Annotated in this window: 20 protein-coding genes; 3 read left to right on the top strand and 17 right to left on the bottom strand. The window is 60.9% G+C overall.

The annotated features are described in order from the left end of the window. Both dgcA and CVE23_RS07620 read left to right on the top strand, forming a co-directional pair. On the top strand, window positions 1-1,011 hold the full coding sequence (gene dgcA, locus CVE23_RS07625) for an N-acetyl-D-Glu racemase DgcA (RefSeq protein ID WP_100849215.1): 1,011 nt from the start codon (window positions 1-3) through the stop codon (window positions 1,009-1,011). Continuing rightward, entirely contained in the window at window positions 1,011-1,871 is an 861-nt protein-coding gene (locus tag CVE23_RS07620; RefSeq protein ID WP_038918416.1) for a D-amino-acid transaminase, read from the top strand. The genes dgcA and CVE23_RS07620 overlap by 1 nt, the downstream gene beginning before the upstream one ends. A gap of 68 nt (window positions 1,872-1,939) precedes the next feature. Here CVE23_RS07620 and CVE23_RS07615 read toward each other — a convergent pair whose 3' ends face one another. The 17 genes from CVE23_RS07615 to tssB all read right to left on the bottom strand — a co-directional run bounded on the left by CVE23_RS07615 (window position 1,940) and on the right by tssB (window position 24,628). Next, window positions 1,940-2,872, bottom strand: coding sequence for a DKNYY domain-containing protein (locus CVE23_RS07615; RefSeq protein WP_049855008.1), 933 nt, complete (start codon window positions 2,870-2,872; stop codon window positions 1,940-1,942). A 45-nt stretch (window positions 2,873-2,917) separates the two neighbouring features. After that, the gene (locus CVE23_RS07610; RefSeq protein WP_049855009.1) at window positions 2,918-4,285 is read right to left on the bottom strand and encodes a tetratricopeptide repeat protein; all 1,368 of its coding nucleotides are present in this window, start codon (window positions 4,283-4,285) and stop codon (window positions 2,918-2,920) included. A gap of 71 nt (window positions 4,286-4,356) precedes the next feature. Continuing rightward, on the bottom strand, window positions 4,357-5,790 hold the full coding sequence (locus tag CVE23_RS07605) for a VasL domain-containing protein (RefSeq protein ID WP_038918413.1): 1,434 nt from the start codon (window positions 5,788-5,790) through the stop codon (window positions 4,357-4,359). 51 nt (window positions 5,791-5,841) lie between these two features. Then, window positions 5,842-9,339 (bottom strand): type VI secretion system membrane subunit TssM, encoded by a 3,498-nt coding sequence (gene tssM / locus CVE23_RS07600; RefSeq protein ID WP_100849214.1) that lies wholly within the window; start codon window positions 9,337-9,339, stop codon window positions 5,842-5,844. 25 nt (window positions 9,340-9,364) lie between these two features. After that, entirely contained in the window at window positions 9,365-10,804 is a 1,440-nt protein-coding gene (gene tssA / locus CVE23_RS07595; RefSeq protein ID WP_038920861.1) for a type VI secretion system protein TssA, read from the bottom strand. An 11-nt stretch (window positions 10,805-10,815) separates the two neighbouring features. After that, the gene (gene vasI, locus CVE23_RS07590) at window positions 10,816-11,385 is read right to left on the bottom strand and encodes a type VI secretion system-associated protein VasI (RefSeq protein ID WP_100849213.1); all 570 of its coding nucleotides are present in this window, start codon (window positions 11,383-11,385) and stop codon (window positions 10,816-10,818) included. Next, the gene (locus tag CVE23_RS07585) at window positions 11,385-12,923 is read right to left on the bottom strand and encodes a sigma-54 interaction domain-containing protein (RefSeq protein WP_038918410.1); all 1,539 of its coding nucleotides are present in this window, start codon (window positions 12,921-12,923) and stop codon (window positions 11,385-11,387) included. Before CVE23_RS07585 ends, vasI begins: the two co-directional genes overlap by 1 nt. 2 nt (window positions 12,924-12,925) lie before the next feature. Then, window positions 12,926-15,544, bottom strand: a complete 2,619-nt coding sequence (tssH, locus tag CVE23_RS07580) for a type VI secretion system ATPase TssH (RefSeq protein WP_100849212.1) — start codon at window positions 15,542-15,544, stop codon at window positions 12,926-12,928. A gap of 15 nt (window positions 15,545-15,559) precedes the next feature. Next, window positions 15,560-16,336 (bottom strand): type IVB secretion system protein IcmH/DotU, encoded by a 777-nt coding sequence (gene icmH, locus CVE23_RS07575; protein ID WP_038918408.1) that lies wholly within the window; start codon window positions 16,334-16,336, stop codon window positions 15,560-15,562. A 16-nt stretch (window positions 16,337-16,352) separates the two neighbouring features. Further along, window positions 16,353-17,690 carry a type VI secretion system baseplate subunit TssK gene (gene tssK, locus CVE23_RS07570; RefSeq protein ID WP_038660487.1) on the bottom strand — a complete coding sequence of 446 codons (1,338 nt, stop codon included), beginning with the start codon at window positions 17,688-17,690 and terminating at the stop codon, window positions 16,353-16,355. Window positions 17,691-17,692: 2 nt separating this feature from the next. After that, window positions 17,693-18,214: a type VI secretion system lipoprotein TssJ gene (tssJ, locus tag CVE23_RS07565; RefSeq protein WP_038918407.1), complete on the bottom strand. Its 522-nt coding sequence runs from the start codon at window positions 18,212-18,214 to the stop codon at window positions 17,693-17,695. Continuing rightward, window positions 18,214-19,428, bottom strand: a complete 1,215-nt coding sequence (tagH, locus tag CVE23_RS07560) for a type VI secretion system-associated FHA domain protein TagH (protein ID WP_038918405.1) — start codon at window positions 19,426-19,428, stop codon at window positions 18,214-18,216. Before tagH ends, tssJ begins: the two co-directional genes overlap by 1 nt. A gap of 2 nt (window positions 19,429-19,430) precedes the next feature. Continuing rightward, window positions 19,431-20,444 (bottom strand): type VI secretion system baseplate subunit TssG, encoded by a 1,014-nt coding sequence (tssG, locus tag CVE23_RS07555; protein ID WP_039691354.1) that lies wholly within the window; start codon window positions 20,442-20,444, stop codon window positions 19,431-19,433. Next, window positions 20,408-22,174, bottom strand: a complete 1,767-nt coding sequence (gene tssF, locus CVE23_RS07550; protein WP_038660500.1) for a type VI secretion system baseplate subunit TssF — start codon at window positions 22,172-22,174, stop codon at window positions 20,408-20,410. Before tssF ends, tssG begins: the two co-directional genes overlap by 37 nt. Window positions 22,175-22,176: 2 nt before the next feature. Further along, window positions 22,177-22,608, bottom strand: a complete 432-nt coding sequence (gene tssE / locus CVE23_RS07545; RefSeq protein ID WP_013317140.1) for a type VI secretion system baseplate subunit TssE — start codon at window positions 22,606-22,608, stop codon at window positions 22,177-22,179. A 6-nt stretch (window positions 22,609-22,614) separates the two neighbouring features. Next, window positions 22,615-24,093: a type VI secretion system contractile sheath large subunit gene (tssC, locus tag CVE23_RS07540; RefSeq protein ID WP_038660504.1), complete on the bottom strand. Its 1,479-nt coding sequence runs from the start codon at window positions 24,091-24,093 to the stop codon at window positions 22,615-22,617. A gap of 31 nt (window positions 24,094-24,124) precedes the next feature. Next, window positions 24,125-24,628 (bottom strand): type VI secretion system contractile sheath small subunit, encoded by a 504-nt coding sequence (gene tssB, locus CVE23_RS07535; protein WP_012770486.1) that lies wholly within the window; start codon window positions 24,626-24,628, stop codon window positions 24,125-24,127. 521 nt (window positions 24,629-25,149) lie between these two features. On the opposite strand from tssB, the gene CVE23_RS07530 reads away from it, so the two are divergent. Then, the gene (locus CVE23_RS07530; protein ID WP_100849211.1) at window positions 25,150-25,437 is read left to right on the top strand and encodes a hypothetical protein; all 288 of its coding nucleotides are present in this window, start codon (window positions 25,150-25,152) and stop codon (window positions 25,435-25,437) included. The last annotated feature ends 8 nt before the right edge of the window (window positions 25,438-25,445 follow it).

The raw sequence follows: 25,445 nt of genomic DNA, 5'->3' as shown, positions 1-25,445 counted from the left end.
ATGGCGGAACTGATCGTCACTCATGAACGCTGGGCGTTAAAAGAAACCTTCACCGTTTCGCGCGGCAGCAAAACCCACGCCGATGTCATCAAGGTGACGGTGCGCGACGGGCGTTACGAAGGCCACGGCGAAAGCGTGCCCTACGCCCGCTATGGCGAAAGCATCGGCGATGTGGAAGCCCAGTTGCTGACGCTGCGGGACGCGGTGCGACGCGGTCTTGACCGGAAAACATTGCAGACACTGCTGCCGCCCGGCGCCGCGCGTAATGCGCTGGACTGCGCGCTGTGGGATCTCGATAGCCAGCGGCAGGCCAAACCGGTGTGGCAACTGGCCGGGCTGCCGCGACCGGAACCGGCGACCAGCGCGTTTACGCTGTCGCTGGATACCCCGGAGCGCATGGCGCAGGCCGCGCAACGCAACGCGCACCGTCCGTTGCTGAAGCTGAAACTGGCGGACGAACACGATATCGAGCGGGTTGCCGCGGTACGCCGCTGGGCGCCGCAAGCGCAGTTGATCGTCGACGCCAACGAAGGCTGGAACGCCGACCTGTACCTGAAACTGGTGCCGGAGCTGCAGCGCCTTGGCGTCAGCATGATTGAACAGCCGCTGCCCGCCCGCGACGACGACGCGCTGGCCGCGCTGCCGCGCCCGATTCCGCTGTGCGCCGACGAATCCTGCCATGACCGCCAGTCGCTGCCGGGTCTGGCGACACGCTACGACATGGTTAACATCAAGCTGGATAAAACCGGCGGGTTGACCGAAGCGCTGCTGCTGCGTCAGGCGGCGCAGGCGCAGGGTCTGAAGATCATGGTGGGTTGTATGGTCAGCACCTCGCTGTCGATGGCGCCGGCCACGCTGGTGGCGCAGGGCGCGGAAATCGTCGATCTCGACGGGCCGCTGCTGCTGGCGGATGACCGGGTCGGCGGGCTGGAATGGCGCGGCAGCCAGTTGTATTTACCTGAAGAGGGATTGTGGGGCCACCCCCGCCCTTGTTTAACGGGAGTTGCATAATGTCACGTATCCTTTACGTTAACGGGCGTTACCTGCCCGAGGAACAAGCGACGATTTCGGTGTTCGATCGCGGATTTCTGTTTGCCGACGCGGTGTATGAAGTCACCGCGGTGGTCAACGGCCGGCTGGCGGAATACGACGGTCACATGGCGCGTCTGGCGCGTTCCTGCCGCGAGCTGAACCTGCGTCTGCCGGTCAGCCCGGAGGAACTGCATCACATTCATCTGCGGCTTATCGAGCAAAACCGGCTGGAAGAAGGCGGTATCTATCTGCAGCTCAGCCGGGGCAGCACCGGCGACCGTGATTTCGCGTTCCCCACCGACGCCGAACCGACGCTGGTGCTGTTTACCCAGTCCCGCCCTGTTCTCCACCATCCCAGCGCGGAGAAAGGCATTCGCGTCATCACCTGCCCGGACCTGCGCTGGCACCGGCGCGACATCAAAACCGTCAGCCTGCTGATGGCCTGTATGGCGAAAGAGTGGGCGCACGCCAAAGGCGCCGATGACGCCTGGCTGGTGGAAAACGGCCTGATTACCGAGGGCAGCTCCAGCAACTGCTTTATCGTCGATGCCGACAACCGCCTGATCACCCGCCCGCTCAGCAACGACATCCTGCACGGCATTACCCGCAAAGCGCTGCTGCAACTGGCCGCCGACCATCATCTGACGGTGGAAGAACGGGCGTTCACGCCACAGGAAGCGCTCGCCGCCAAAGAAGCCTTTATCAGCTCCGCCACCACCTTTGTCTGGCCGGTGGTGGAGATCGACGGCGTCACGATTGGGGATGGTCGCCCCGGACCGCTGGCGCGCCAGCTGCGGGACATCTATATCGGGATGATTCGCGCCCAGACCGCGGGGTAATGCAGTCATCATCCGCTCTGCTATCTGAGAGCGGATGATGGCTTATCTCGTCACGCAGACGTTACAGGCTAGCCCTTGCGGCACAACGGGCGACCGTTGACCTTGCCGGAGCCGCACAGCCAGCGGGTTTTGCCGTCGCTAATGGTGTAGCCGTTGGCGTCCGGCACCACCCTGACGTGGCGCAGGCTCAGTCCGGCCAGTTGCACCGGCTCTACCCCCAGAAACCAGACATGCTCGCCGTCGGTCGCCAGTTTTTCATTATTCGGCAGCATGCGGATATCCGCCGCTTTCACCCCGTCCGGGATGCTCGGATACGGCCGCCCGAAGACATAGAAACCGTTTTTGTCCAGCGCGGTGCTGAACGTCAGGCAGCGGAAACTGGCGGCATCGCCATCGGCGCGCTGCTCGCCACGGTAGTAAAGATTGCCGTCAATGGTGGCCCAGCCAAAACAGTTGCCCGCGCTCGGCGCCTGCTTGTGATAGGCAACCACGCTGGTTTCATTCTCCACGAAATAGTAGTTCTGTTTGTCAAACGCCTGATTTCTGGCCAGCGTTTTGAAGCTGGCGATATCCACGCCATGCATCTCCTCACCGTCAGGCAGCCAGACATGGTCGCGATCGCGGAAGAACGGAAAATCCAGCGCCTGAAAACTGTCGGCATCGATATCCTGCTTCATACGCTCACAGCCGACGAATGACCCGACATTGGTAATCAGAAAAGCGTCGTAGCGCAGTTTGGCGCTTTCAGGTTTGAAACCGTCCGGCAGAGGCTGCTGGTTGCAGTAGTAACGATGGCCGGATACCGCCAGCGCCACCCGTTTTTCCCGCAACAACACCCGGAAGTCTTCCGGTTTGGCTTGCGTCAGCACCTGCGGATCCGCATTCGTCGATACCCGGTACACCACCTTACCCTGCTCAACCTGATAGGGAGCCTTCACTTCCGCCTGCGACGACAGCGCCGCCATACCCAGCAGCAGAGCGAGATATCCGTTCCGTTTCATACGCTTTCCTTTAATTTTACCCATCGAATCACTTTACCCATCGAATCACTGTGTATCCGTCTCCTTGCCTGTCGACCAGTGCATGGCCAGTTTCTGCCCGGCCTTGATTTCATCCGGCTGCATGGTGGCTTCCAGATCATTGCGAGCCGCGATGGCCTCCGCCATGCCTTCGGTCGCCGCCAGCGAGTACCAGGCGTAGGAATGAATACGGTTGCGCGATGCGCCCAGCCCATCCTGCCGCATCATCCCCATACGATACTGCGCCATACGGTTGCCGTCATGCGCCGCGAAGCGATACTGTTTCATCGCTTCCACATAGTCCGCCTTGCCGCCCTGCCCCAGCCGCAGCATCTCGCCGTACGCCAGTCGGGATTCAGTATCGCCGGTCGCCGCCGCGTTGGCGAACACCTCGCGAGCCCGTTCCAGCTCGCCGCGCTTAAGCAGCCAGTCGCCCAGTTCGCGCTGCGCCGGCACATAGCCGGCCGACGACGCCAGCACCAGATACTGTTCCCGTTTGGCCTTATCGGTCTGTATCTGGCTCAGCTTGTAATCCGCCTCGCCATTGCCCTTGCCGGAGGCGCGCTCCAGCCAGTAATTGGCCTGCTTGTCGTTCTGCAACAACCCGTGATCGCCACGGCGATACGCCTGCGCCAGCCACAGTTGCGCCGTCGCCTCGCCACCGGCCGCCGCTTTCTGATACCAGTCCAGCGCGTCTTTACCGTCGGCGTGTCGGGCCATCCACAACTGCGCCTGGGTTTGCCCCTTGTCCGCCGCCCGGAAATACCAGCGCTCGGCCAGGTCGGTCCGCTTCGCCACGCCTTTCCCTTGTTCATAACGCTGGGCGAGCTGGTACTGCGCGTCCCGGTTGCCCAGATCCGCCGCTTTCTCTACCCATCCGGCGGCCTCTTCTTCCGCGCCGGGATGGGCGGCATACCACTGCGCCACTACCAGCTGCGCCGGCGCATACTGGTTGTCGGCCGCGCGTTCGAACGCGTCCAGACAGGCCGCCACCAGTTTGCCCTGATGCTGCGCCTGACAATCGGTTCCCAGCCGGTAGCCGGCCTCGCCGCTGCCCAGTCGGGAAGCTTTCTGCCACCACTGGCGCGCCAGCGGCGTATTTTTCGGTTCGCCCAGCCCGGCCTGATACCAGTCGCCCACCTGCAGCGCCGCCAGCGCCCGGCTTTCCCGCGGCCCGGACAGGTCTGACAGATCCGCCGCTTTTTGCATCCACTGCATGGCTTCGCCATAGTGTGAACGGGAAGCCAGTTGCTTCGCCAGCCGGTACTGCGCTTCTCCGTTGCCGCTCTGTGCCGACTTACGCAAATCCGCGTCGGACAGCGACGACACCGGCGCCTGGCAGGCGGCCAGCAGACACACGGACAGCGCCGTCAATAATCGTATTTTTCTCATCATGTTACCGTCGTTACCCCTGGAGACATCCGGCGACGCCGCCGGGCAGCGCCATCCCGCCCGGCGCGGCGGCCTTAACTGCCGCTATCGCCTTGCTGCAACCGGTACAGCCGGATATTGAAAGCACGCAGTTCATCTTCCATGCCGCGCAGTTCCGCCGGGGTCAGCGGCTGGCGGGCGGCTTTGCGCGCCTCCATCGTCCGTAAACGGATGCTAAACGGCACATCGGAAGCAAAATATTTCTGAATATCATAAAGTTGTGACTTCAGATACGAAATGGTCACCGTGCGGCGCTGTTTCTCCAAATCCAGCAGTTGTTGCAGCGTCTCGCTCACCCCGGCGCGCGCCTGCTCGTAGCCGCTGACGCGCGGCGGCTTATCGCCCTGCTGGCGGTCGAGGGCGATCTGCCACTGGCGGTCCATCTCTTTGACCGCCAGCGAATCCGGATACAGTTGTTGCATAACGCCTTTCAGCCCTTCGCCATACTGGTACAGATAGAACGGCGAGGCGTTCTTGACCTGCTCCAGTTGCGCCTGATAACGGTTGATCAGCTCCCCTTCCATGCCTTGCAGCTTCTGCTCGCCCAGCACGATGCGCACCCGGCGGATATCGTTGTGATCCGGCGCGGACGGCAGCGCATAGGCCGGCTGCTGCAACAGCGCCAGCGCCTCGGCTTTTTGATCCTGCCAGTACTGCCAACCGCTCACCGCCGCGACCGGCAGTCCGCAGGTCAGCACGCCGCAGACAAACCAGAACCAGGCCGGTTTCTGCTTACGGTGCGCTTCAATCTTCAATACCGTCGGTTTCATCTGCCCTTTCTCCCGCCCGACCAGAATACTGCCCGACGGCAGCGCCGGCTGGGCCGCCGCTGCCGCGGACGCCATCCCGCCCGGTTCCATGTCGGACTGGAAGAACACCATCGGCGGAATCTGCATATCCTGCTGTTTTTTCAGCGTCTGATCGTCAGAGACAATCACAATCTCGGTTTCGTCAAACAGGTGGGTGTAACCCTCGATAAAGTGCAGCAGGTTTTCCACCCGGGGGATGCGGCTCAGCCCGGAATTGTGCAGCTTTTCGCTCATCAATTGCAGAGCGCGTTCGCAGCGATAAACCAGCCGCTTGTGTTCGTGGCTGATGGCGTACTGGCGAATCACCTCGCTGATGCGGGCGATAAACCAGTCCAGAATTTCGATACGCGCCCGCTCCTGATGTACCGGCGGCCAGAAGTTTTCCCACTGGGTCACGATCAGGTTGGCGAGAAATTCACAGCCCTCGGTAAAACCGTTCAGCCCGGCCAGCCGCGAACGCGCCAGGGTGAAATAGATGGCGGTTTGCAGGTCGACGCCCTGTTTCTCAAAAATAGCGGTCGCCATATCATGCACCCGCATCCAGTCCACTTCCGGGCGGGAGGCATGGCTCAGCTTGTTGATTTCCGCGCGTAACGCCTCGTACTCAGGCAGCATCCGTGGATCACGGCCCACTTTCAGGGCCTGTTGTGCATCTTGCATATCACATCATCCGGCTACGGGCGCATTCGCATCGCGCATGCGCCCTCAGGGTTAATAGAGAGAATCAGGCAGTTTGAACTGGCTGAACAGACCACCGGCAAACGGGTTATGGCTGGCGTCGGTATAGACGCGATAGGTCATGCCGCCTTGTTCCAGCGAGAAACGCACGTCGAAGGTGTTGTCGTTCACCTGCGTCAGCTGGCCGTTGGTCAACAGGCGGAACATCGCCCACGGACCGGTGAAGCTCAGGCTGCGCGGCGAGCGCTCGCGGTCATCCGGCACCAGCGTCAGCTTGCTTTCGGCGCCGTCGCGCATGCTGTTCGGCCACACCAGCGGCGTTTTGGTCCGGCGTCCGTGGCTGTACTCCAGCAACTGTCCGTCAAGATTCAGCACGCTGCGGCGTTTGTTGGCGGTCAGTTCCACCGGTTCCACCACGAAGTGCACTTCCAGACTGCCCTGCGCATTGAACAGCGTCTGACGGATACGGGTAGCGCGGTCCAGCTGTTTCCCCAGTTCGGTCTGCAACGGCGACGCGCCTTCCCCTTCCAGCATGCCGCTTTCCATGATCGACTTGAGGTTGGTCTGGTAGAAGCTGTCCAGCGTACCGCCCGCGGCGAAGAAACGTTCCATCTCGGACAACGGCACATCCTTGTCGGAAGACGGATTGAACGGATAGCGATCCGCCAGTTTCTCGTTGAACGGCGTCAGCACCTTGTCCAGCCATTCCTGATTGAGCGACGACATCGCCAGCCCGGTCACCAGACTGGCGCTTTCTCCCGCCAGTTGGCCGACCCAACGGTCCAGCGGCGCCGGCAGGCTGCGGGCGTACTGCTGCAACGCGAACACCGGATCGGCGAACTTGTTGCCCTGACGCGCTTGTACCGCTTTCAGCGCCGCCTGCCCCGGATCGGTGGCGTTCACGATCTGATCCAGATAGTGGTAGAGATCGGTCAGCTTCTGATTGACCTCCTGCACCAGCGGCCCCTGATCGCCCCGCCCGCTCAGCGCGGCGTTGATGGTCATGAACGGGCGACCGATGCGGGTATTGATGCCTTGCGCGGTGTCGTTCTCGTCATCCGCCAGCTTGCGGATACGGGTGTTGTCGCTCAGCGTGGTCAACACGCGCTGGAACGGCTGGTCGTTGCCGGTAATATCGGTCAGGACGTTAAGCGCCTGTTCCGGGCTTTCCAGCGGCTGTACATCGATATTCGCCAGCACTTTCTGCCATTGGTTGATGTAGTCGGTGATGTAGCGGTCGTTCACCTGACGCAGGATCTCCTTGCGGTCGGCCTCGCTCAGGTGAGCGCGTTCACGCTGGCCCAGTACCCAGGCATCCAGCGCGGTCAGGTCCAGCAGCGCCTTGTCCTGCTTGAGATAGAAATCGCTAAAACCGGGATAGGTCAGCAACCGCGGCACCGTGCCCGCCTTGTCGTTACGCAGGGTGAACACCGAATCAAACGTCGGCCCCACCTCGTCGCGAATCGCCAGATCCGGCGGCAGCACCTGCGTCGCCTTCATCACCAGACTCTGGTAGACGCGCTGATACATCGGCAGCTTGCTCAGCTCGCGCTGGGCGCTGGCGATCGGGTCCACAAACGGCGCAAACGTGGAGATCGCCACCGTATCCTTCTGCTCGCGCGACTGGTGCCAGTCGGTATGATCCAGCGCGTAATCCAGATGCTGCATCAACTGCTCCTGCACCTTGCCCTGGCCCGGAAACGCTTTCTGCCAGCGCAGCGCCATAAACTGTTCCACCAGCGTCTTGTTGCGCCCGGACGCGTCGTCCAGCATCCGCATCACCCGCAGAATAGTCAGTTTCTGCTCGCTGCCGGCCGGCGCCTGATTCAGGTCCTCCAGCAGCCCTTGCATCACCGCCGGCAGGAAACGCTGATTGAGCATCTGCAGGTAGGAGCCTTCCACGTAAGGGCCGATCTTATCGCCCTGATACAGGCCGAGGTCGGCCAGCATCGGCGTACGTTCGTGGTAGTTGCCGAACGACAGGGTCGCGTCGCGGATCAGGTTCAGACGCGGCAATTGCTGGTAACCGTACCCCGCCTGCCCTTCCAGTTCGTTGGTGCCGATGAACGCCTGCGCCTTGGTCAGCACGTTACGCCCGGCCTCTTCGTTCACCCGGTAGAAATGGTGCCAGCTGCCGATCATCGCCAGCCCGAACAGCACCATGCAGGTAATGCCGATGCTCATGCGGCGGCGGCGATAAAGGCTGTGCAGCCGGTTCTCCCCCGCCAGACTGGCTTCCGGGAAAATCACCTCCGGAAACAGCTTCTGGACGAAGAACGTATTGGACTCGCCGCGCATGGCGGCGTTGATCGGCTCCGGCAACTGATAACGCCGGGAGGCGGACTGGGCGAAGGCGTCAAACGGCACGCCTTGCTGGTACACCGAACTGACGTACACGCCGCGCACCAGAAACGCGCGGTCGTCGCCGGTCGCCAGCGTTTCGTTCAGCACTTCCGTCACGTAATCCTTCAGCCCGGCCAGCTGGCGCACGAAGGTGAACAGCGTATTGCGCACGCCGCGCTCCGACTGCGTGAGCAGCATTTCCGGCAGATTATTGTTGAGGTTAGTGATCCAGTCGTCCCAGAAGCGCTCCAGCTCTTCCAGCCAGCCTTTGCCGTGGCTGGCCTGCGGCGTGAACGTCACCCCCAGCACCGCCTGACGCGCTTCCCGGTTCAGCGAGCGGTACACCACGTCAAAGCCGCGCAGCATATCCAGGCGAGTCAGCGCCACATACAGCGGCAGACGGGTGTTGATGTTAACCGCGATTTCCTGCAAACGGGCGCGCATCACCTGCGCATAAGCCTTACGCTCCGACACGCTGGCCTGCGACAGCCAGGACAAATCGATCGTCAGCACCAGCCCGTTCAACGGTTGGCGACGACGGTTGAGGCTCAGCCACTGCAACAGATGCTGCCACAGGCGGGCATGACGTCCGGCCGACGGCTCCGCCCCGACTTCCGGCTGGGCCAGCAGCTGACCGCTCGGGTCCCAGATCACCGCCGACTCGCCGACCCAGCTGTTGACCTGCTGACCGCCCGCCACTTCGCGCAGTTCCGCATCCAGTTTCGGGTTGAGCTTGTTGGCCGGATTGGCGCGATGAATCAGGCTGCTTTTGCCGCTGCCGGACAGGCCGATCGCCAGATACCAGGGCATGGCGTACAGCGCCTTTTTGCCCAACTGGGCCTGAAATGCCTGCAACCAGCGGTCCAGAAAGGTTTGCTGGCTGTCGACGTACACCTGCAGCGGGTCCTGCTCGATAATCTGCTGTTCACGCCGTTCCGCGCGCAATTGCTGTACCCGGCGCCAGACGCGCCAGGCGCTGTAGGCAAAGCCCAGCCACAGCCAGATCAGCGTGAACACCACGCGGCCCCACACGCTTTGCAGCGGGCGCATGTCGCCGAGGGTCAGACGCGGCCCCAGCCACCAGGCCAGCACCAGCGCCACCACCCATACCACCACCCCCAGCAGCAGCCAGGAAGGTTTCAGTTTCGGCAGCTGTTGCCGCAGAAAGGTAATGATTATTTTCAACATAAGTGACCATTCAACTCCGAATGTCTTATTTCCTGCGGGACGCGCCCAGCCGTTCCAGTCGGCTGACCATTCCCGGTTCCCACTGCATCAGGCCCAGTCGCTCGCTTTCCTGCCACAGGTGCTGATAATGTTGCGCCGCCAGCGCTTTCATGCCTTCTTCCGCCAGCAAATCCGCCAGCACCAGTTCAGCGCAAAAACGCTCGCGCGGTTCTTTCAACCGCCGAATACGTTCATCCAGCAGCGACAGCGCCGCCCCCAGCCCTTGCTCGGCGCAACAGGCCGCCGCCTCGGCCGCCAGGTCGTCCTGCCGCTGACCGCCGCCGCCGCGTGCCGGCTGAGCCGATTGCAACCACTGGGCGCATTTGGCGGACAGGAACGGCGAACCGTCGCTGAACGCCAGTTCACGCAGTTCCGGCAGCCGGGCGAGAAACGCCGACAGTTCATCGGCGATGGCGCTGGCGACCGCGCCATGCCCCAGCCGGGTTGCCACCGTCGCCGACAGCATGTGGCCGTCAAACCAGTACGGCGCCAGCGTCAGGCTCTGTTCAATCTTGTTCCACAACGCCAGGTCCGCCTGCCCAAGCGCGCTCTGGTATTCATCCACCCGGTCGGGCGACACCGGCGCCAGTTGGGTCTTATTACCGCGCGCCGCCGTCGGCGGCGTGGCGATCCCGGCCCAGACCGCGTTGCGTCGCAGGCGATATCCCACAGGCGCTTCCGGCTGACGCTCCACCAGCAGCGCCGCCACATTAAGCTGCGTCTGCTTCCAGTTGCGGTCATCCGAACTGTTGATTTCCACCGTAGCGACCACGCTGGTCGCCCCGGCGGCGCTCCCATGACCGCCGCCAGCGGCGGCAACGTCCCCGGTTGTTCCGCCCGACCCGCCGGACGCCGGCTCAGCCGCCTGATTGGCTTTCTCCTGTGCCTGATGGCGTTGGCGGGCGCGCTGAAGCGCCGCCACCAGTTCGTCGGTCAGGTCGGCTTTGTCGGCGGCCAGCGCACTCCAGCGCGCCGCCAGTTGTTCCGCCAACTGATGCAACTGGCTAAGTTCCGCCCCGGAGGCGTTTTCCGCCATACGGGGCAGCACGCCCTCAAAACGGCGGATGATCTGCACCATCAGCTTCTGTTTCTGTACCGGGCTGGCGGGAAACGCCAGCGTCCAGTAAGCGTCCAGCCAGCTATCGAGCAGCATGATCGCGGTGGCGAACGGGGTGGCTTTGGCCGGGTGCTGCAGGCAGCGCAGCAGTTGCACCAGCACGCGCATGTCTTTGGTACGGCTTTCCAGCAGCGTCAGGCACTGACCGGCGACAGCGTTGAGATCCACCTGGCTGTGCGCCAGCGACCCCAGCTTGACCAGCTCGGTTTCCACCTGTTCCCACAGCGGATCATCCGCCGCCACCGCCGCCCGCAGCGCCTCGTCGGGCAGGGTCGTCAACAGTCGCTTACACCAGGGGTGTGCATGCATGCTCATCGCTCCTACCAGCGGCACTGCTGGCGTAACGGCGCCAGCGCCTCGCCCAGCCCGGTGAGATCGATGCGCAGCGCATGATCCTGCTCGCCACTCAGCACCAGCTCCCGGTGGCCGACCCAGCGCTTGAGCGCGTCGATCGCCGGCAGGCCGCGGCCGAATTCCAGCAGCGTGCCGCGGTTGCGCACAAACCAGTTATCCGGCGCGCCGGCGCCGTCAAGCTGCGAGGTGACGTTGTCGCCCGGCCACGGCTGGCTGAGCGTCAGCCGCAGATGGGTAATGCTGCTGGCGCAGCTGATCACCAGCGTATTGCCGTCCGCCAGCGTCCGCGTCAGCGTCAGCGTCAGGTCGCCATTGACCGCCTCGCGGTTAAGACGAAATGCGTTCTCCCCCGCCGCGCCATTGTTCGTAGCGGACGGCACAGCGCCCGCGCGTTCCGTCTCGCGTCCGAGCGCGTCATAACAGGCCAGACGCACCTGCGGCGACGTCTCATTGCGGCACTGTTCCCACAGTGATTGCCAGGCGGGATCGGGCGAGCCGACCGCCGCCATCAGCAGCGGCACCATCGTCAGCATCATCAATTCACCTCCAGTTTCTGGCACTTGTGATCCAGGGTTCGTTTGGGAATATTCAGGCTCTCCGCCACCAGCAGCCGGTTGCCCTGAAACTGGCGCAGACGCGCCGCAATCACCGCGGCTTCATACTGCTGGGTGGCGATGCGCAGATCCTGAATGTGGTGGAAAGCATCGCTATCGGCGGCGGTTTCGCCGCACACCCGCTCACGCAACTCCGGCGGCAGCGACTCCAGACGAATAGGCTGCCCTTGCGGCGTATGGGCGCAGGCCACCTCCAGCAGGTTCTTCAGCTCACGCACATTGCCGGGGAAGTCGTAGCCCACCAGTTGTTTAAGAAATGCACGGTGCAACGGCCCCAGGTTTTTCTGCTGCTGGCGGGCGAACTGCCCGATAAAGTGTTCGCACAGCAGGCTGATGTCGTCCGGGCGATCGCGCAGCGGCGCTACCTGCACCAGACACTGGCACAGCCGATGATAGAGATCCTGACGGAACTGGCCTTCGGCCACCCGTTGCTCCAGCGGTTGATGCGTGGCGGCGATCAGCCGGAAATCGGAATGTTGCTCCTGCCCGGCGCCCAGCGGCCGGAAGCTGTGCGTTTCCAACACCCGCAACAGCTTGGCCTGCATCAGCGGCGGCATATCGCCCACTTCATCCAGAAACAGCGTGCCGCCGTTGGCTTGCGCCACCAGCCCGACCTTGTTGCTCTGCGCGCCGGAAAACGCGCCTTTCTCATAGCCGAACAGCTCGCTTTCAATCAGGTTTTCCGGAATAGCGGCGCAGTTGATGGCGATAAACGGCCGCTCGGCGCGATCGGAGCACTGGTGCAACAGCCGGGCCACCACCTCTTTGCCGGCACCGGTTTCGCCGTGAATCAGCACCGATAACCGGTGGCTGGCCGCCTGACAAATCTGCTGATGCAGTTGTCGCACCGCGCCGGACTGACCAATCAGCCCGGCGGCCACCCGTTTTTCCCGCTCACGCCGCAGCGCGCCTTCGTCTTTAATCTGGCGCAGCGAATCGCGCAGCGCGGTCTGTTCGCGCCGGCTGCGGCCCAGATCGCGGATCAGCGCCAGTTGACGACAAAACACCTGCGCCAGTTGCGCGCAATCGCCATGTTTCCCCAGCGCCTGCAGCCGTTCCGGCGTATCCAGCAGCGCCAGCACCGCCAGCGGTTTGCCGTTGTCCGCCTGCAACGGCATGGCGTACAGGCCGCAGGCGGCGCCCGCGTCGGTCAGCAACTGGCGAAAACCGCCATGTTCGATACGCGCGCCGCCGTACAGCGACGTCCAGCTGCGCGTTTGATTCTTGAGCAACACATAAGCCAGCGGATGACTGAAATCATCCACGCCAAGCGACAGCGACAGCGGCGCGTGATGCACCCAGCCGCTGCATATCAACTGGCGCCCGCTGACATCCACCATCCCCAGCAGCGCGCCCTGCGGCTGCCATGCGGCACGCAGCGTGCTCATCAGCCAGTCGCACAGGCCGGCTTCATCCCGGTGACGGGTCAGCGAGAGCGCCAGATCGAGGGCTGATTGCATGCTCAGCCCTCCACCTCGGACCGGAACTGGCCGTCTTCCACCCGGAAATGAATGCGGCTGACCGGCTGACCGGCCGACATGCGTTGCAGCAATTGCAACGACACCGGCGGCAACAGTGCGCCGTCGATCACCGACTCCAGCATGCGCGCGCCGTTCTCGCTGCGGTTCGCCAGACGCAGGATCTCTTCCGGCACCGACGCGTCGATAACCACCTCGGCGCCAAAGCGTTGCTGCAGCAACGTAACCAGACGGGACAGTTTGCCCTGCACGATCGCCACCAACGTGTCGTGATCCAACGGCAGGTAGGGAATCACTTCCATGCGCGCCAGCAACGCCGGTTTGAAGAACGCCGCCAGTTCCGGATAGAGCGCATCCAGCAGTTCGCCCGGTCGATCCGCAACATTGACGTGCTCGGCAAAATTGACAATCGTCTGGAACCCCAGGTTGGAGGTCAGGAAGAACACCACATTGCGGCAGTCGATCACCCGCCCTTCGCCATCGGCCAGTTCGCCCTTGTCAAACGCCTGATAGAACAGGTTGAGCACGTCCGGATGGGCTTTTTCCACTTCATCCAGCAGCACCACCGAGTAGGGTTTCTGGCGAATGGCCTCGGTCAGCACCCCGCCTTCGCCAAAGCCGACATACCCCGGCGGCGAACCGATCAAGCGGGAAACCGTGTGCTTCTCCTGGTACTCGGACATGTTGATGGTGGTGAGATAATTACGGCCGCCGAACATCAGATCGGCAATCTGCACCACGGTTTCGGTCTTACCCACGCCGCTCGGCCCCACCAGCAAAAACGCGCCCAGCGGTCGACCGGGACGGCGCAGGTCGGCGCGCGCGGTCAGCAGGTGCTTGTGCAACTGGGCGATCGCCAGTTGCTGCCCTTTGATGCTGTCGCCGAGGTAATCCGGCAGACGGGTGACTACGTCCAGCTCGCCCTGGGAAATCCGGTTCAACGGCACCCCGGTCCACTCGGCGATCACCGACGCAATCTGGGTTTTATCCACATGCGGGGACACCAGCACCGACGGCTGTTGCAGTTCGGCCAATGCTCGCTCGCTGTCGGCCAGTTCAGCCGCCGCGGCGGCGGCATCGAAATCTTCCGGCGCTTCATCGGCCAGCAGCGCGGTGCGCAGGGTGACGATCTGCTGCACCAGCGTTTTCTGCCGCTGCCAGTCGGCTTCCAGTTGCGCCAGCGTCGCCGCATCCGTTTCGCTGGCGTCACGCAGCGTCGCCAGCCGCTCCGCCGTATCGCCCAGGCCGATGCGGCCCTGACGCTCCAGTTGGGCGATTTCCAACGCCTGCTGATGTAAACGGGTCTGCAACTGGCTGACCGCGCGCGGCGGCGTGGTCAGGTTGATTGCGACGCGCGCGCAGGCGGTATCCAGCACGTCGATCGCTTTGTCCGGCAACTGACGCCCGGAGATATAACGGGCAGATAGATTGGCCGCCGCCTGCAGGGCTTCTTCGTCGATCAATACGCCGTGCGATTGTTCGTAAATGCTGCGCAACCCGCGCAAAATCACCGTGGCTTCGTCGACGTTCGGCTCACCCACTTTTACCAGTTGGAAGCGACGCGACAGCGCGGCGTCTTTCTCCACGTATTTCTTGTATTCGCTCCAGGTGGTGGCGGCGATGGTGCGCAGTTCGCCGCGCGCCAGCGCCGGTTTAAGCAGGTTGGACACGTCCAGACCGCCGGCCTGATTGCCGGCGCCAATCAACGTGTGGGCTTCGTCGATGAACAGGACAACCGGTTTCGGCGCCTCTTTCACTTCCTGCATCACGCCTTTGAAACGCTTCTCGAACTCGCCTTTCACCGACGCGCCGGCCTGCATCGCGCCCAAATCCAGCGTCAGCAGTTCCACATCGCGCAGCCGTTCCGGCACCAGACCGGCGACAATGCGCAGCGCCAGTCCTTCAATCAGCGCGCTTTTACCCACCCCGGCCTCGCCGACCACGATCGGGTTATTTTTACGACGACGGGACAGAATATCGATCATCAGGTCGATTTCACGATCGCGGCACAATACCGGGTCCAGCTTGCCCTGACGGGCGGACTCGGTGACATTCTGGGTATAGCGGGACAGTTGGGTGGTGGCCGCAGCCGCCTGCTCCGGCGTCGCGCCAGCGGCGGAAACCACGTCGGTTTCCGCTGAATCTTTCACCCATTCGTCAAACTGCTGACGCAGCAGTTCGCGGTTAATCTGCGCCAGCTGGCGGGTCACCGCCGCCGACAGATAACGCGTCGGCGTCATCAGCAGCACCAGCAGCAGCACGCCGCTGCGCAGACGGGCGTGCTGGAGTTCCGCCGAGGCCAGCAGCCAGCTGTCCTGCAACCACTCCACCAGCAGCGGCGAAAACGAGGGATAGCCCGACTCAAACCCTTTGTCCGCGGCATTGGGCTGCAGCAATGCCGCCAGTTCGTCAACATCCATCCCGGCGCGTTTAAGGATCTGACGCACATCGCACAACGGCGTCTCCAGCATTTTCAGCAGCAGGTGCTCAATGCGGATCTCCGCGCCCTGATGCTGAATGCACAGCGCCGCCGCCTCTTCCATCATGTGGCGGCACAGCGGGTTGAGTCGCTCAACCAGGATCGGCAGTTCGATTCGAATCACGAGAATACGCTCCTGTTATTGTAATAATTCTCCCAGCTGACGCAGCACGTCCTGGGTCTGGTTGGTTAGCTGGTAGTGATAGAGGCCAAACGCCGCGGCCATCACCACGCACAGGCCGATGAACAGCGTGCGCAGCGAAATCTGTTTACGCAGTTGGTAACGGGAAGCCTGCTGCCCCAGATTGAGGTGGAATACCGTCGGCGGATTTTCCGGCTCCGGACGCAGGGTGTCGTGCAAACGGCGCACCACCCGATCCAGCTCTTCGCGTCCCTGAGTCATCACCCGGTAGCGGCCTTCGAAACCGAGGCACAGACACAGGTAGATAAACTCCAGAATGTCGCGGTAGCGCGTCGGGTCATCCAGCAGCTTCTCCAGCAACACGAACACCTTCTCGCCGCCCCAGGTTTCATTGTGGAAACGGGTCAGCAGCGAATGGGCGGACCATACGCTCTGACCGCCCCACTCCCGCCCCATCACCGCTTCGTCGATGAAGGTGCACAGAATGTAGCGAAACGACAAGATCACGCCGTTTTCGTAACCGTGGGAATGCAGTTCCTGCTCAATAGCCTGAATTTCGGACTGCACGCGCTGGTATAGCTCCGCCACGCCGTCGTATTCAGACAGCTGACGCACCCGCTCCACCATGCCCAGCAGCGGGGTAACGGCGTCGATCATCGGGTTGATGCTCTGCCCGCGCAGGCGAAACCAGTAATCGGAATCCATATCCAGTTGCCGGGCGTTGTCATACAGCAGGTCGCCCAACTGATCGCTTTTGATGATGTCGGTACTCACGGGATCCTCCTGTTAACTACTGGCCGCGGATGGCCCACAGTTGCATGTCCAGTTCCGGGAACTCGCCGGCGATGTGGAACGCCAGCGTGTTGCTGGTGACCAGCGATTTCCAGGCCGGGCTTTGTCTGTCCAGCTGGAAGTAGCTGTAGCCGGCGTGATACGGCAGCTGACGCGGCGCCACCGGCAGCGGCAGCAGCGGCACGCCGGGCAGTTGCAGGCTGATGAGTTCGCGGATTTTGTCGCTGGAGGCGATCTTGGTTTGCTGCAACAGCTGTTTGCGCAAATGCTCCTGCGGCATACGGGCGCGCACCGCCAGCACAAATTCGGCGCTGGTCATCAGCTCGGCGTCGCCCACCAGCGCCACCCGCACGCCGTAAGGCTGCGCCTTCATCTGGATCGACACCGCACGCGGCGACAGTACGGTGCTCAGCGCCTGACGCAGCGCCATCATCAGCGGCTCAAAGCTGGATTGCTGATGCTCGTGACGGTAGGCGGGAAACTCCGGCGGCAGGCGTGACTCGTCGGTAAAGGTCATCAGTTCGCCGCACAGCTGCACCAGCGCTTCGTGCAGCCGCTCCGGGTGCAGCGTACCGAGGCGCGCCAGATGCGATAGCTGCGGCTGAGCGCGGTTAAGCAGTTGCAGCATCATGAATTCCGCCACGTCCGCCACCCCTTGCTGACCCGGCGCGGCGATGCGCTGAGACAGACTGCGGGCGCGTTCCGCCACCAGACCGGCGGACTCGCCCAAAAAGCGTTTCAGGCTCGGAATGGCGGTGACGCTGATGCTGCACGGCATGAAATTGGGGTCCAGCACCAGACCGCCGTCCGGCCGCTTATCGAGAATATTGGCAATCGCCAGCGAGGCGTAGGCGCTGCGGTCATCGCGTTCCAGCATCAGCCGCAGGCTGACCTTGCCCACTTCCACCGACACCACGTCGCCGCCTTCGCTGTGCAAATCGCGCACATCATGGCGGTGCGACTGCAAACGGGTGGCGACGCCGGCGCCCGTTTGTCCCACCTCGCTGACGCCGTTCACCGCCAGCGGCAACGCCAGATAGACTTTCTGGTTAGCCAGCGCCACATCGGTTACCTCCAGCGGCTGCGGCAGCGCGTCATCCCCCGGAATGTTGAATACCGTGCCGTCCGGCATCACGCCGGTGGCGTTCACCAGCGCGATGCGCCCGAAGTTGAGGTATTCCTCGTTGATCGCCAGCGACTGCAGGCCATAAAAATAATCGCTGAGCGCGCTAAGACGGGCATGCAGCGCGTAGTCCGTGTGTCTTTGCTGTTGCTGGAAATGCTGCGGCTTGATGAACAGCCCTTCCCGCCAAATAATCCGATTTCGGCTCGACATAGTTATTCTTCTTCTTGATCTTTCTTGATTTCGACTTCTTCACGGCGCAGATGCACCAGAAGCTGATAAGTGCGGCCGGTGTTTTTCAGCTTGACAACCTTGCGCCACTCGGCGCTGTCCGGATCGGCGTACTTGGCGATCACCCCGATGTAATGCACTTTCTCATCCAGCTTGACCGGCGGCAGGTATTTGAACTGCCCCGGCAGCAGCGTGTAGTCCTGATGACTGACGTAATTCTTGGCCAGCGCTTTTTCGATATCGGTGGTCACCTGATCGTAATCGGTGGCCAGCAGACGGGAGTCTTCCGCCAGCATCACCAGTTGAAACTCGATTGGCGCCGCTTCGCCGCTTTCGCTGGGGTTAACGTCCGGTTCCGCCACCAGGCTGAAACCGACGGTGGACGGCTGGTTATCGTTGCTGCCTATCTGAATATCCGGATTGGCCGCCACCTTCGCCATCTTGCCGAGCGTGGAACAGCCGGGAAGCAGCAGGATCAAGGCGCATAACCATAAGGCTCGCAGCATTATTTCTGCTCCTGTTGCTGGCGAACCGCGCGGTCATAGGCCTGCGCATACACCTGATGGAACAGTTTCTGGAACCCTTGCTGACGCGGCGAGGTCAGCTCGCGGTAATAGTGCTGGTACATCTGCCACGCCCAGCCGTCGTCCAGCGCCTGACGTTCGCCGCTACGGCGATAATGTTCGAACCGGCCCAGCAACGCCGCCGGCGAAAACGCCTGCAGAATGCTCTCCAGCGCCACGGCGATCGCCTGCTGGTTGGCCCGGTGATGCGCCTGCATATTACTGAGCACTTCACTGATGGCCGCCGGCGCGGACAGATGCACCGGGCTTTTATCGTCGGCAAACAGCAGCGACAGGGTATCGGTGTAATCCAGCCCCAGCCGCAGCGGGTTATCTTCGATCGGCCGCAGGTGGGTATCCGCCAGAGCCGCCTGGTCGGCCTGCAGCGTCAGCAACCCCTCCACCATCGCCTTCAGGCTTCGGCCCATCTCTTCGAGCATCTCGCGCAGTTGCTGCTCATCACCGGTATTCAGCGATACGCCCAGCCCGCGCAGCAGCGGCGCCAGCGTCACTGCGTCAGCCTGCCCGCCCAAACCCGCCCCGGCGTGCGGGTTATCAATGGTCGGTAATTCCACAAATTTCTGATCCATGGTGTCCTCAACGGCAGAAAAAGAAGAAAGCGAGGTCGGCAGTTCGTCGCCGCGCTCACCCTCCGTTGCCAGCGGCGAGCGGCTCTGTTCCTGCTGCAACGCCCACAACGGGTCATTAAATCGGCTCGCCGTCGTCTCTTCGACGGTCGGGCTGTGTCGCTCTTCGCCAAGCCACCCTTCCAGTACATCGCCGGGGCGCTGGCCCAGCACCTGATCGATGTCCTGCTCACGCGCCGGATCGTCGAGGTAAACCCCCAGCCGAAACGGGCCGATCACCAGCTCATCGCCATGCGCCAGACACACCCGGCGGTCACGGCCGATGGGCGACAACGCGCCGTTGATGAAGGTCTGGCCGCTCAGGTCGCACACACAAAATTGGCCGTCCTGCAGTTCGATGCGCGCATGCTCCGGCAATACCGCCCCAAGCCGGTCGCGCAGTTGCCACTGATCTTTTTCCGACGCGCCCAGCGTGCCGCCGCGGTGATCAAACCGGTGCTGCACCTGCGAATTGATATCCAGCTGTTCGCTGTTGAGCACCACCAGAGTGAGTGGGTTGTTTTCGTTCACAATTACTCCTGCACACAAATCGTCACATACGGGTCGGCCGGCGGCTGCCCGAGAAAGCTGCTCCATCCCAGACGGCTGCTCTGGTCATCGCCCAGCCGCAAGCCTCTGGCTTCTCCTTCGGCGAAACCGAGGCGCAGGTCCCAGGCCAGTTGATCGCGCAGGATGAAGGAAACAAAACGCACCAGCGGCTGAAAATGCTCGCCGTTGGGCAGGAAACTGAGAAAACGGCTGAAACTGAGGTTATCCACTTTGAGCAGGAATTTGCCGGCGCAGTCATTCACCTTGTCGCCAATGACAAAATCCCCGCCCAGCACGCTGTTGGCGCGCCCCAGCCGGTTTTGCTGGTCTTCGAAAATCGGCACTTTGCGATGCTGCCAGGCGATGACTTCCACGTCTTCAAGGTCAAAGCAGTGAATAACCAGACCGGCCACCACTTCCGGCGAGCGGCTGGGGCTGGCCAGCAGGCCGGCGTAAGACAGCATCTTGGCCCGGTTGACCGGCAGGCTGTCGCGTACCGCGTCATTGCCGAGCCCCACCAGCGCGAACATCAGCCGGGAAAAACCGTCCTCGCCGTCATTCTGGAAACGGACGTGATAGCGGTATTTACGCCAGGCGCGATGCAGCAGCGTCAGCAGCCGATGATGGAAAAAATCGAGAAACACGCCCAGTTTCTGCTCGCCTTGGGCGTACTCCCACGCCAGCTCTTCGAGGTAATACCCCGGCATCGGCGACTGGCTGCCGTGCAGACCGAGAAACGCGACCTCCAGCTCCTGCCGGCCGTCGACATCCTCCCCCACCCGCAGTACGTCGCTGGGGTGAAAACCAATCGACGCGGTGGAACGAAAACGAATGCGCTCCAGCTCCGGCCGGAAGTCGAGCGCCTGCTCCAGATCGACGCCCTCCATCTGGTTAAGCAGTTCCACCAGTTGGAAAAAGTTGAAGTGGCGCGCATCCTGGCGAAACATCGCCTGACCGGGCATTACATCATCGAGTGCTGACCTATCTGCACCGGCCATCGGTAGCGCTCCTTGTTATCGATGTTGACCACTTCCAGCAGATGGAAGGCGTTGACGCTGGCGTACAACGAAAAGAAATGCGCCAGCACGGTGCTGAACAGATAGAGTTCGCCTTCACTGGAGAACGCCGATTGCCGCACCGACAAGACCGACTTAAGCCCGCGTACCGGCATCCCCTGCACCAGCCGGTCCACCGGCGTGGTTTCAATCGTCTCGATCCCCGCCAGCCGCTTGCGTGACGCCTGCTCCGCCTGCTTGTCATGCAACGCGGGAAAGTCGTAGGTACGCAGAATCTGCACCAGCGCATCGCGCCGCAGCAGCGACACATAGTTCAGCGACAGGTTGGAGATCAGCGTCCAGTGCAGGCTGCCGTCCAGCGCCGGGCGCAGCGGACGGGTCGGCCGAATCAGGTTGCGGAAAGTGGCGAAAGACGGCGAACTGCCGGTCGGCACGCAGATGGCCCCCACCGGCAACTGCGCCGCACGCGAACGGTTGGTGCAGGTCAGGGTGACCGAAATGGATTCATCAAGATCGATCACCTCTTTCTCGTCGCCGCGCACAAACGACAGCAGGTGATCAAAGCCGTCGCCGCTGACCGCTTCACGCACCCGAATGCGGTAATACAGCGCCAGCCGCCCTTTGGCCCGTTCGATTTGATGCTGGAAACTTTCGAAAGGCTGATAGAGCCGCGGAATGCCGCGCGAACGCCCGCTGTTGCCCTCCACCCAGCCTTCCACCTTGTCGATGGAGAAAATTTCGAAACTGTCGGCGTGACGGTAGCTGGCTTTGAGCGGGTAATCGGTCTGGCGACCATCCAGATTGATGGGTTCGCTGTCATGGCGGAACAGATTGATGGCCGGCACGCAGTTGAGCATGAACGAGTCCGGACGGATTTTCAGTTCCGCCGGCAACGGCCGGTCAAAGCAGAAGTGCAGTTTAAAATCCGTCACCATCAGCGGCTGATTAGGCCAGCTGGCGCCGGACAACTGGAAGAACAGAAAACTTTCCGGAAAACAGAAATACTCCTGCAGGATGCGGTAGCCGGAGTAGACGTTGCCGGGATACGGCAGCATCGCGTCTTCGCGCTCGAAGCCGACGGTTTTCAGCACATTCGCTTCCTGGCGAAAGCGTTTACCGTCAATTTCCAGCTCAATGTGCGACAGCTGGCTGGCGATCCAGAAATAGAGTTCGTAAGCGGTATAGCGGTCGCCGCCCAGGAAGAAACGCAGTTTATCGAGCTGCAAGTCCCCCAGCGACAACGGCCCGTGCAGGCCGATATCCAGCGTGATGGCGGACATGTCGTTACCGCTTTGCGCGTTGATCTGGCGGATATCCGCCGGGTAAATCCAGGCATCGTGGCAGGTCTGAAAATGGCAGACCACATCGTCGATCGGCAAGCTGTCCAGCTCGCAGCCGCGTGACACGAACGCCGGTTGCGCGATGGCGCCGGGCAGTACCGAAAACTGCATGATGGTCATGCTGGGCACCGGGCGCAAATAGTTCGGCCACAGCATGCCCAGCAGGCCGTGAGTCAGTTCCGGAAACTCATCCTCGATCTTCGCCCGCAGGCTGCCGGTCAGAAAGGCAAAGCCTTCCAGCAACCGCTCGACATCCGGATCCGTCGTCTGTTCTGACAAAAATCGGGTAAGTTCAGGGTGTGCCCTGGCGAATTCGCGTCCCTGCAGACGCAAATAGGCGAGTTCATCCCTGAAGAAATGTTCCAGCGACATAATCACATCATTCTGTAATGGCGGTGGCTGTCCATATGAATATTGAAGGAGGTGACCTGCTCCAGATCTTCCAGCCGCACATGCGCGGTGACCTGAAACGACATCTCCAGCGGATTGGACAGATAGTCCGACGCACTGACGTCCACATGGACAATTCGCGGTTCAAAGCGACAGATACACTGTCGGATCGCTTCACGGATCTTGCCCCGGATATCCGCGCCGCCCTGCGTGGCGTCATTGAAATCAATCACGCCAAGCTCGGGTGCGCTGCGACAACTGCCGGGACGCGTATTCAGTACCTGATCGAGCTGGCGTTTCACCGACTCGATCAGGTCTTCCAACTCCGTTTCGGGAGAGGAACGGCGCTCCTCTCCCCGGATACGATCAAACAGGCTGGCCGCAGATCCCCGCTCCCAGGCAGAGAGCGACGGCATCAGTCGTTATTCCTTATCCAGACGCCCAACCAAGGACAGTTCGAAATTCGCCCCCATGTACTTGAAGTGCGGGCGCACCGCCATGGTCACCTGGTACCAACCCGGTTCGCCTTCCACGTCCAGCACCTTGATCTGGGCGGCGCGCAGCGGGCGACGGCTGCGTACGTCTGCCGGCGGGTTTTCCTGATCGGCGACGTACTGCTTGATCCAGTTGTTCAGCTCGCGCTCCAGATCCTGACGCTCTTTCCAGGAACCGATCTGCTCGCGCTGCAATACTTTGATGTAGTGCGCCAGACGGTTGATGATGAACATGTACGGCAGCTGCGTACCCAGTTTGTAGTTGGTTTCCGCCTCTTTACCCTCTTTGGTGTTGGCGAATACCTTGGGTTTCTGCACCGAGTTGGCGGAGAAGAACGCGGCGTTGTCGCTGTCTTTGCGCATGGTCAGGGTGATGAAGCCCTCTTCGGCCATTTCGTATTCACGGCGGTCGGTGATCAACACCTCGGTCGGAATCTTGGCCTGCAACTGGCCCATCGCTTCATAGACGTGCACCGGCAGATCGGTGATGGCGCCGCCGCTTTGCGGGCCGATGATGTTCGGGCACCAGCGGTACTTGGCGAAGCTATCGGTGATGGCGGTACCCATCAGGTAAGCGGTGTTGCCCCACAGATAGTGTTCGTGGTTGGCGCTGATGTCTTCCTTGTAATTAAACCCTTTGATCGGGTTTTCTACCGGGTCATAAGGCAGACGGGCCAGGAAACGCGGCGCCGTCAGGCCCAGATAGCGGGCATCTTCCGACTCGCGCATCGAACGCCATTTGGTGTAGGCCGGGCCTTCAAACACCGATTTCAGGTCTTTGATGGACGGCAGATCGGTGAAGCTGTCCACGCCGAAGAAGGTCGGCGCGACGGAGGAGATGAACGGCGCGTGCGCCATTGCGCCCACCGCGCTGACATACTGCATCAGCTTGATGTCCGGCGAACTCTGGGTCAGCGCGTAATCGCCGATAACCCCGCCGATCGGCTGACCGCCGAACTGGCCGTAGCCGCTGGAATAAACGTGTTTGTAGAAACCGGACTGGGTAATTTCCGGTGCGAACTCAAAATCTTCCAGCAGCTCGTTTTTGGTCGCGTGCAGCAGCAGGATTTTGATGTTTTCGCGGAAATCGGTGCGATCGATCAGCAGTTTCAGCGAACGCCAGGAGGATTCCAGCTCCTGCAGTTCCTGCGCATGCAGAATCACGTCGATCTGCTTGCTGAGTTTCTTATCCAGCTCAACGATCATACTGTCGACCAGCGCCTTGTTCACCGGCTCGGCCGCGTTACCGCTGTCCAGAATGTTGGCCACCAGCGCGGCGATACCCTGCTTGGCGACGTTATAACCTTCATCCACCGGGGTGATGCGCGCCTGCGCCATGATTTCTTCAAGCAGCGACGATGAACCACCGGCCGCGCCTGTCTGGGCCTGTTCTTCAACCATTGACATGTTTGTTTCCCTTCTCGTCAGTAACAATCAATTATTCGGCGGGTTTCACCAGATCCAGCTCTTTGAGCAGCTGCTCTCTGGCTTCTTCGCTGGACAACAGATCCTGCAGGCGATTACGGAAAGCGGGAATATTACCCAGCGGCCCTTTCAGAGCGACCAGGGCTTCGCGCAGTTCCAGCAGTTTGCGCAGTTCCGGCACTTGCTGGGCGATGCGATCGGGGGAGAAATCATTCAGCGAAGCAATGCTGAGTTTGACGGGAAGGTCATCCTGGCTGTCTTCTTCCAGACGGTTAGGCACGCTGAAATTCAGCTCCAGGTTTGCCTCTTTCATCACCGAAGTGAAGTTATTCTTGTCGATAGATACCGTTTGACGTTCTTCAATCGGCGTCTCTTCTGTGCGTCCTTTCATATTTCCCACCACCATCAGCGTAAGCGGCAGTTCAATTTCCGCCTGCTGACCACCAGTGGCCGGGACATATTTGATATTAATACGTTCCTTTGGTGCGACAGATGCACCGTCAGTTCCTTTTGCCATATGTCAATACCAACGTGAGGGCACCCTGGCCCGAAAAAACAAGGTCGAATCCTACTGAACGACCCGCCAGAATCCATGACAGACCAGGCTGTTCAGCGAACAAATAGGCTATTTGTTTTTCGACCGACGATATGCACGAAATAGAACCCGCCGCCTCGGCGCATTCACTCAACGCATTCTTAAACCGTATGGAATCAGTAAGCCAATAAAAAACGACAGAACTGTATTCAAAATGTGTAGATATATTTCTGCTTCGTTCGCCAATCATACACATAACGCTGACACATGGTCAACGCTAATATACTTTTGATATCCCAAAGCTCCAAAAATAAAAAAACACAATAAAAAACAACAATATAAATATAATAAACAGCTCAAAAATACACATTATTACCGGTGAAATAGTTACATAAACCTGCATTGCAATTTTCCAAAAAACGGCTATTTTTGGCCTCTCTAATTTCGTTAGATTTAAAAACAATTATCCCGCTAATTATTTTCAGGAATAAACCGTTTTTTATATGGAATATTCACATGACGAAAAAATGATTATTTTCATGCCGGGGAATAATGCAAACGAAACATTTCATCACCATTTCCGTCATGAAAAGCAAATAAAACGCCGAATCATCGTTCAATTAAAAACCACATTGCGTGGCGGAACCTCTCTGAATCACCAGAAAAAAACGGTTTCCGCCGGCCTGACAACGGCATTTATAGGAAACCGATTCCCGTTTTATTATTCCCAATTGCAATTTGAATCAAGAAAAAATAAAAAGCATAATTTATGGAAAAATAGTTTCCATTAACGTCAATT

It is taken from the genome of Dickeya fangzhongdai, assembly GCF_002812485.1.
Classification (GTDB): Bacteria; Pseudomonadota; Gammaproteobacteria; order Enterobacterales; family Enterobacteriaceae; genus Dickeya; species Dickeya fangzhongdai.
Note: the sequence above shows the minus strand (reverse complement) of the source record. Positions and strands in the feature narration are given on the sequence as shown.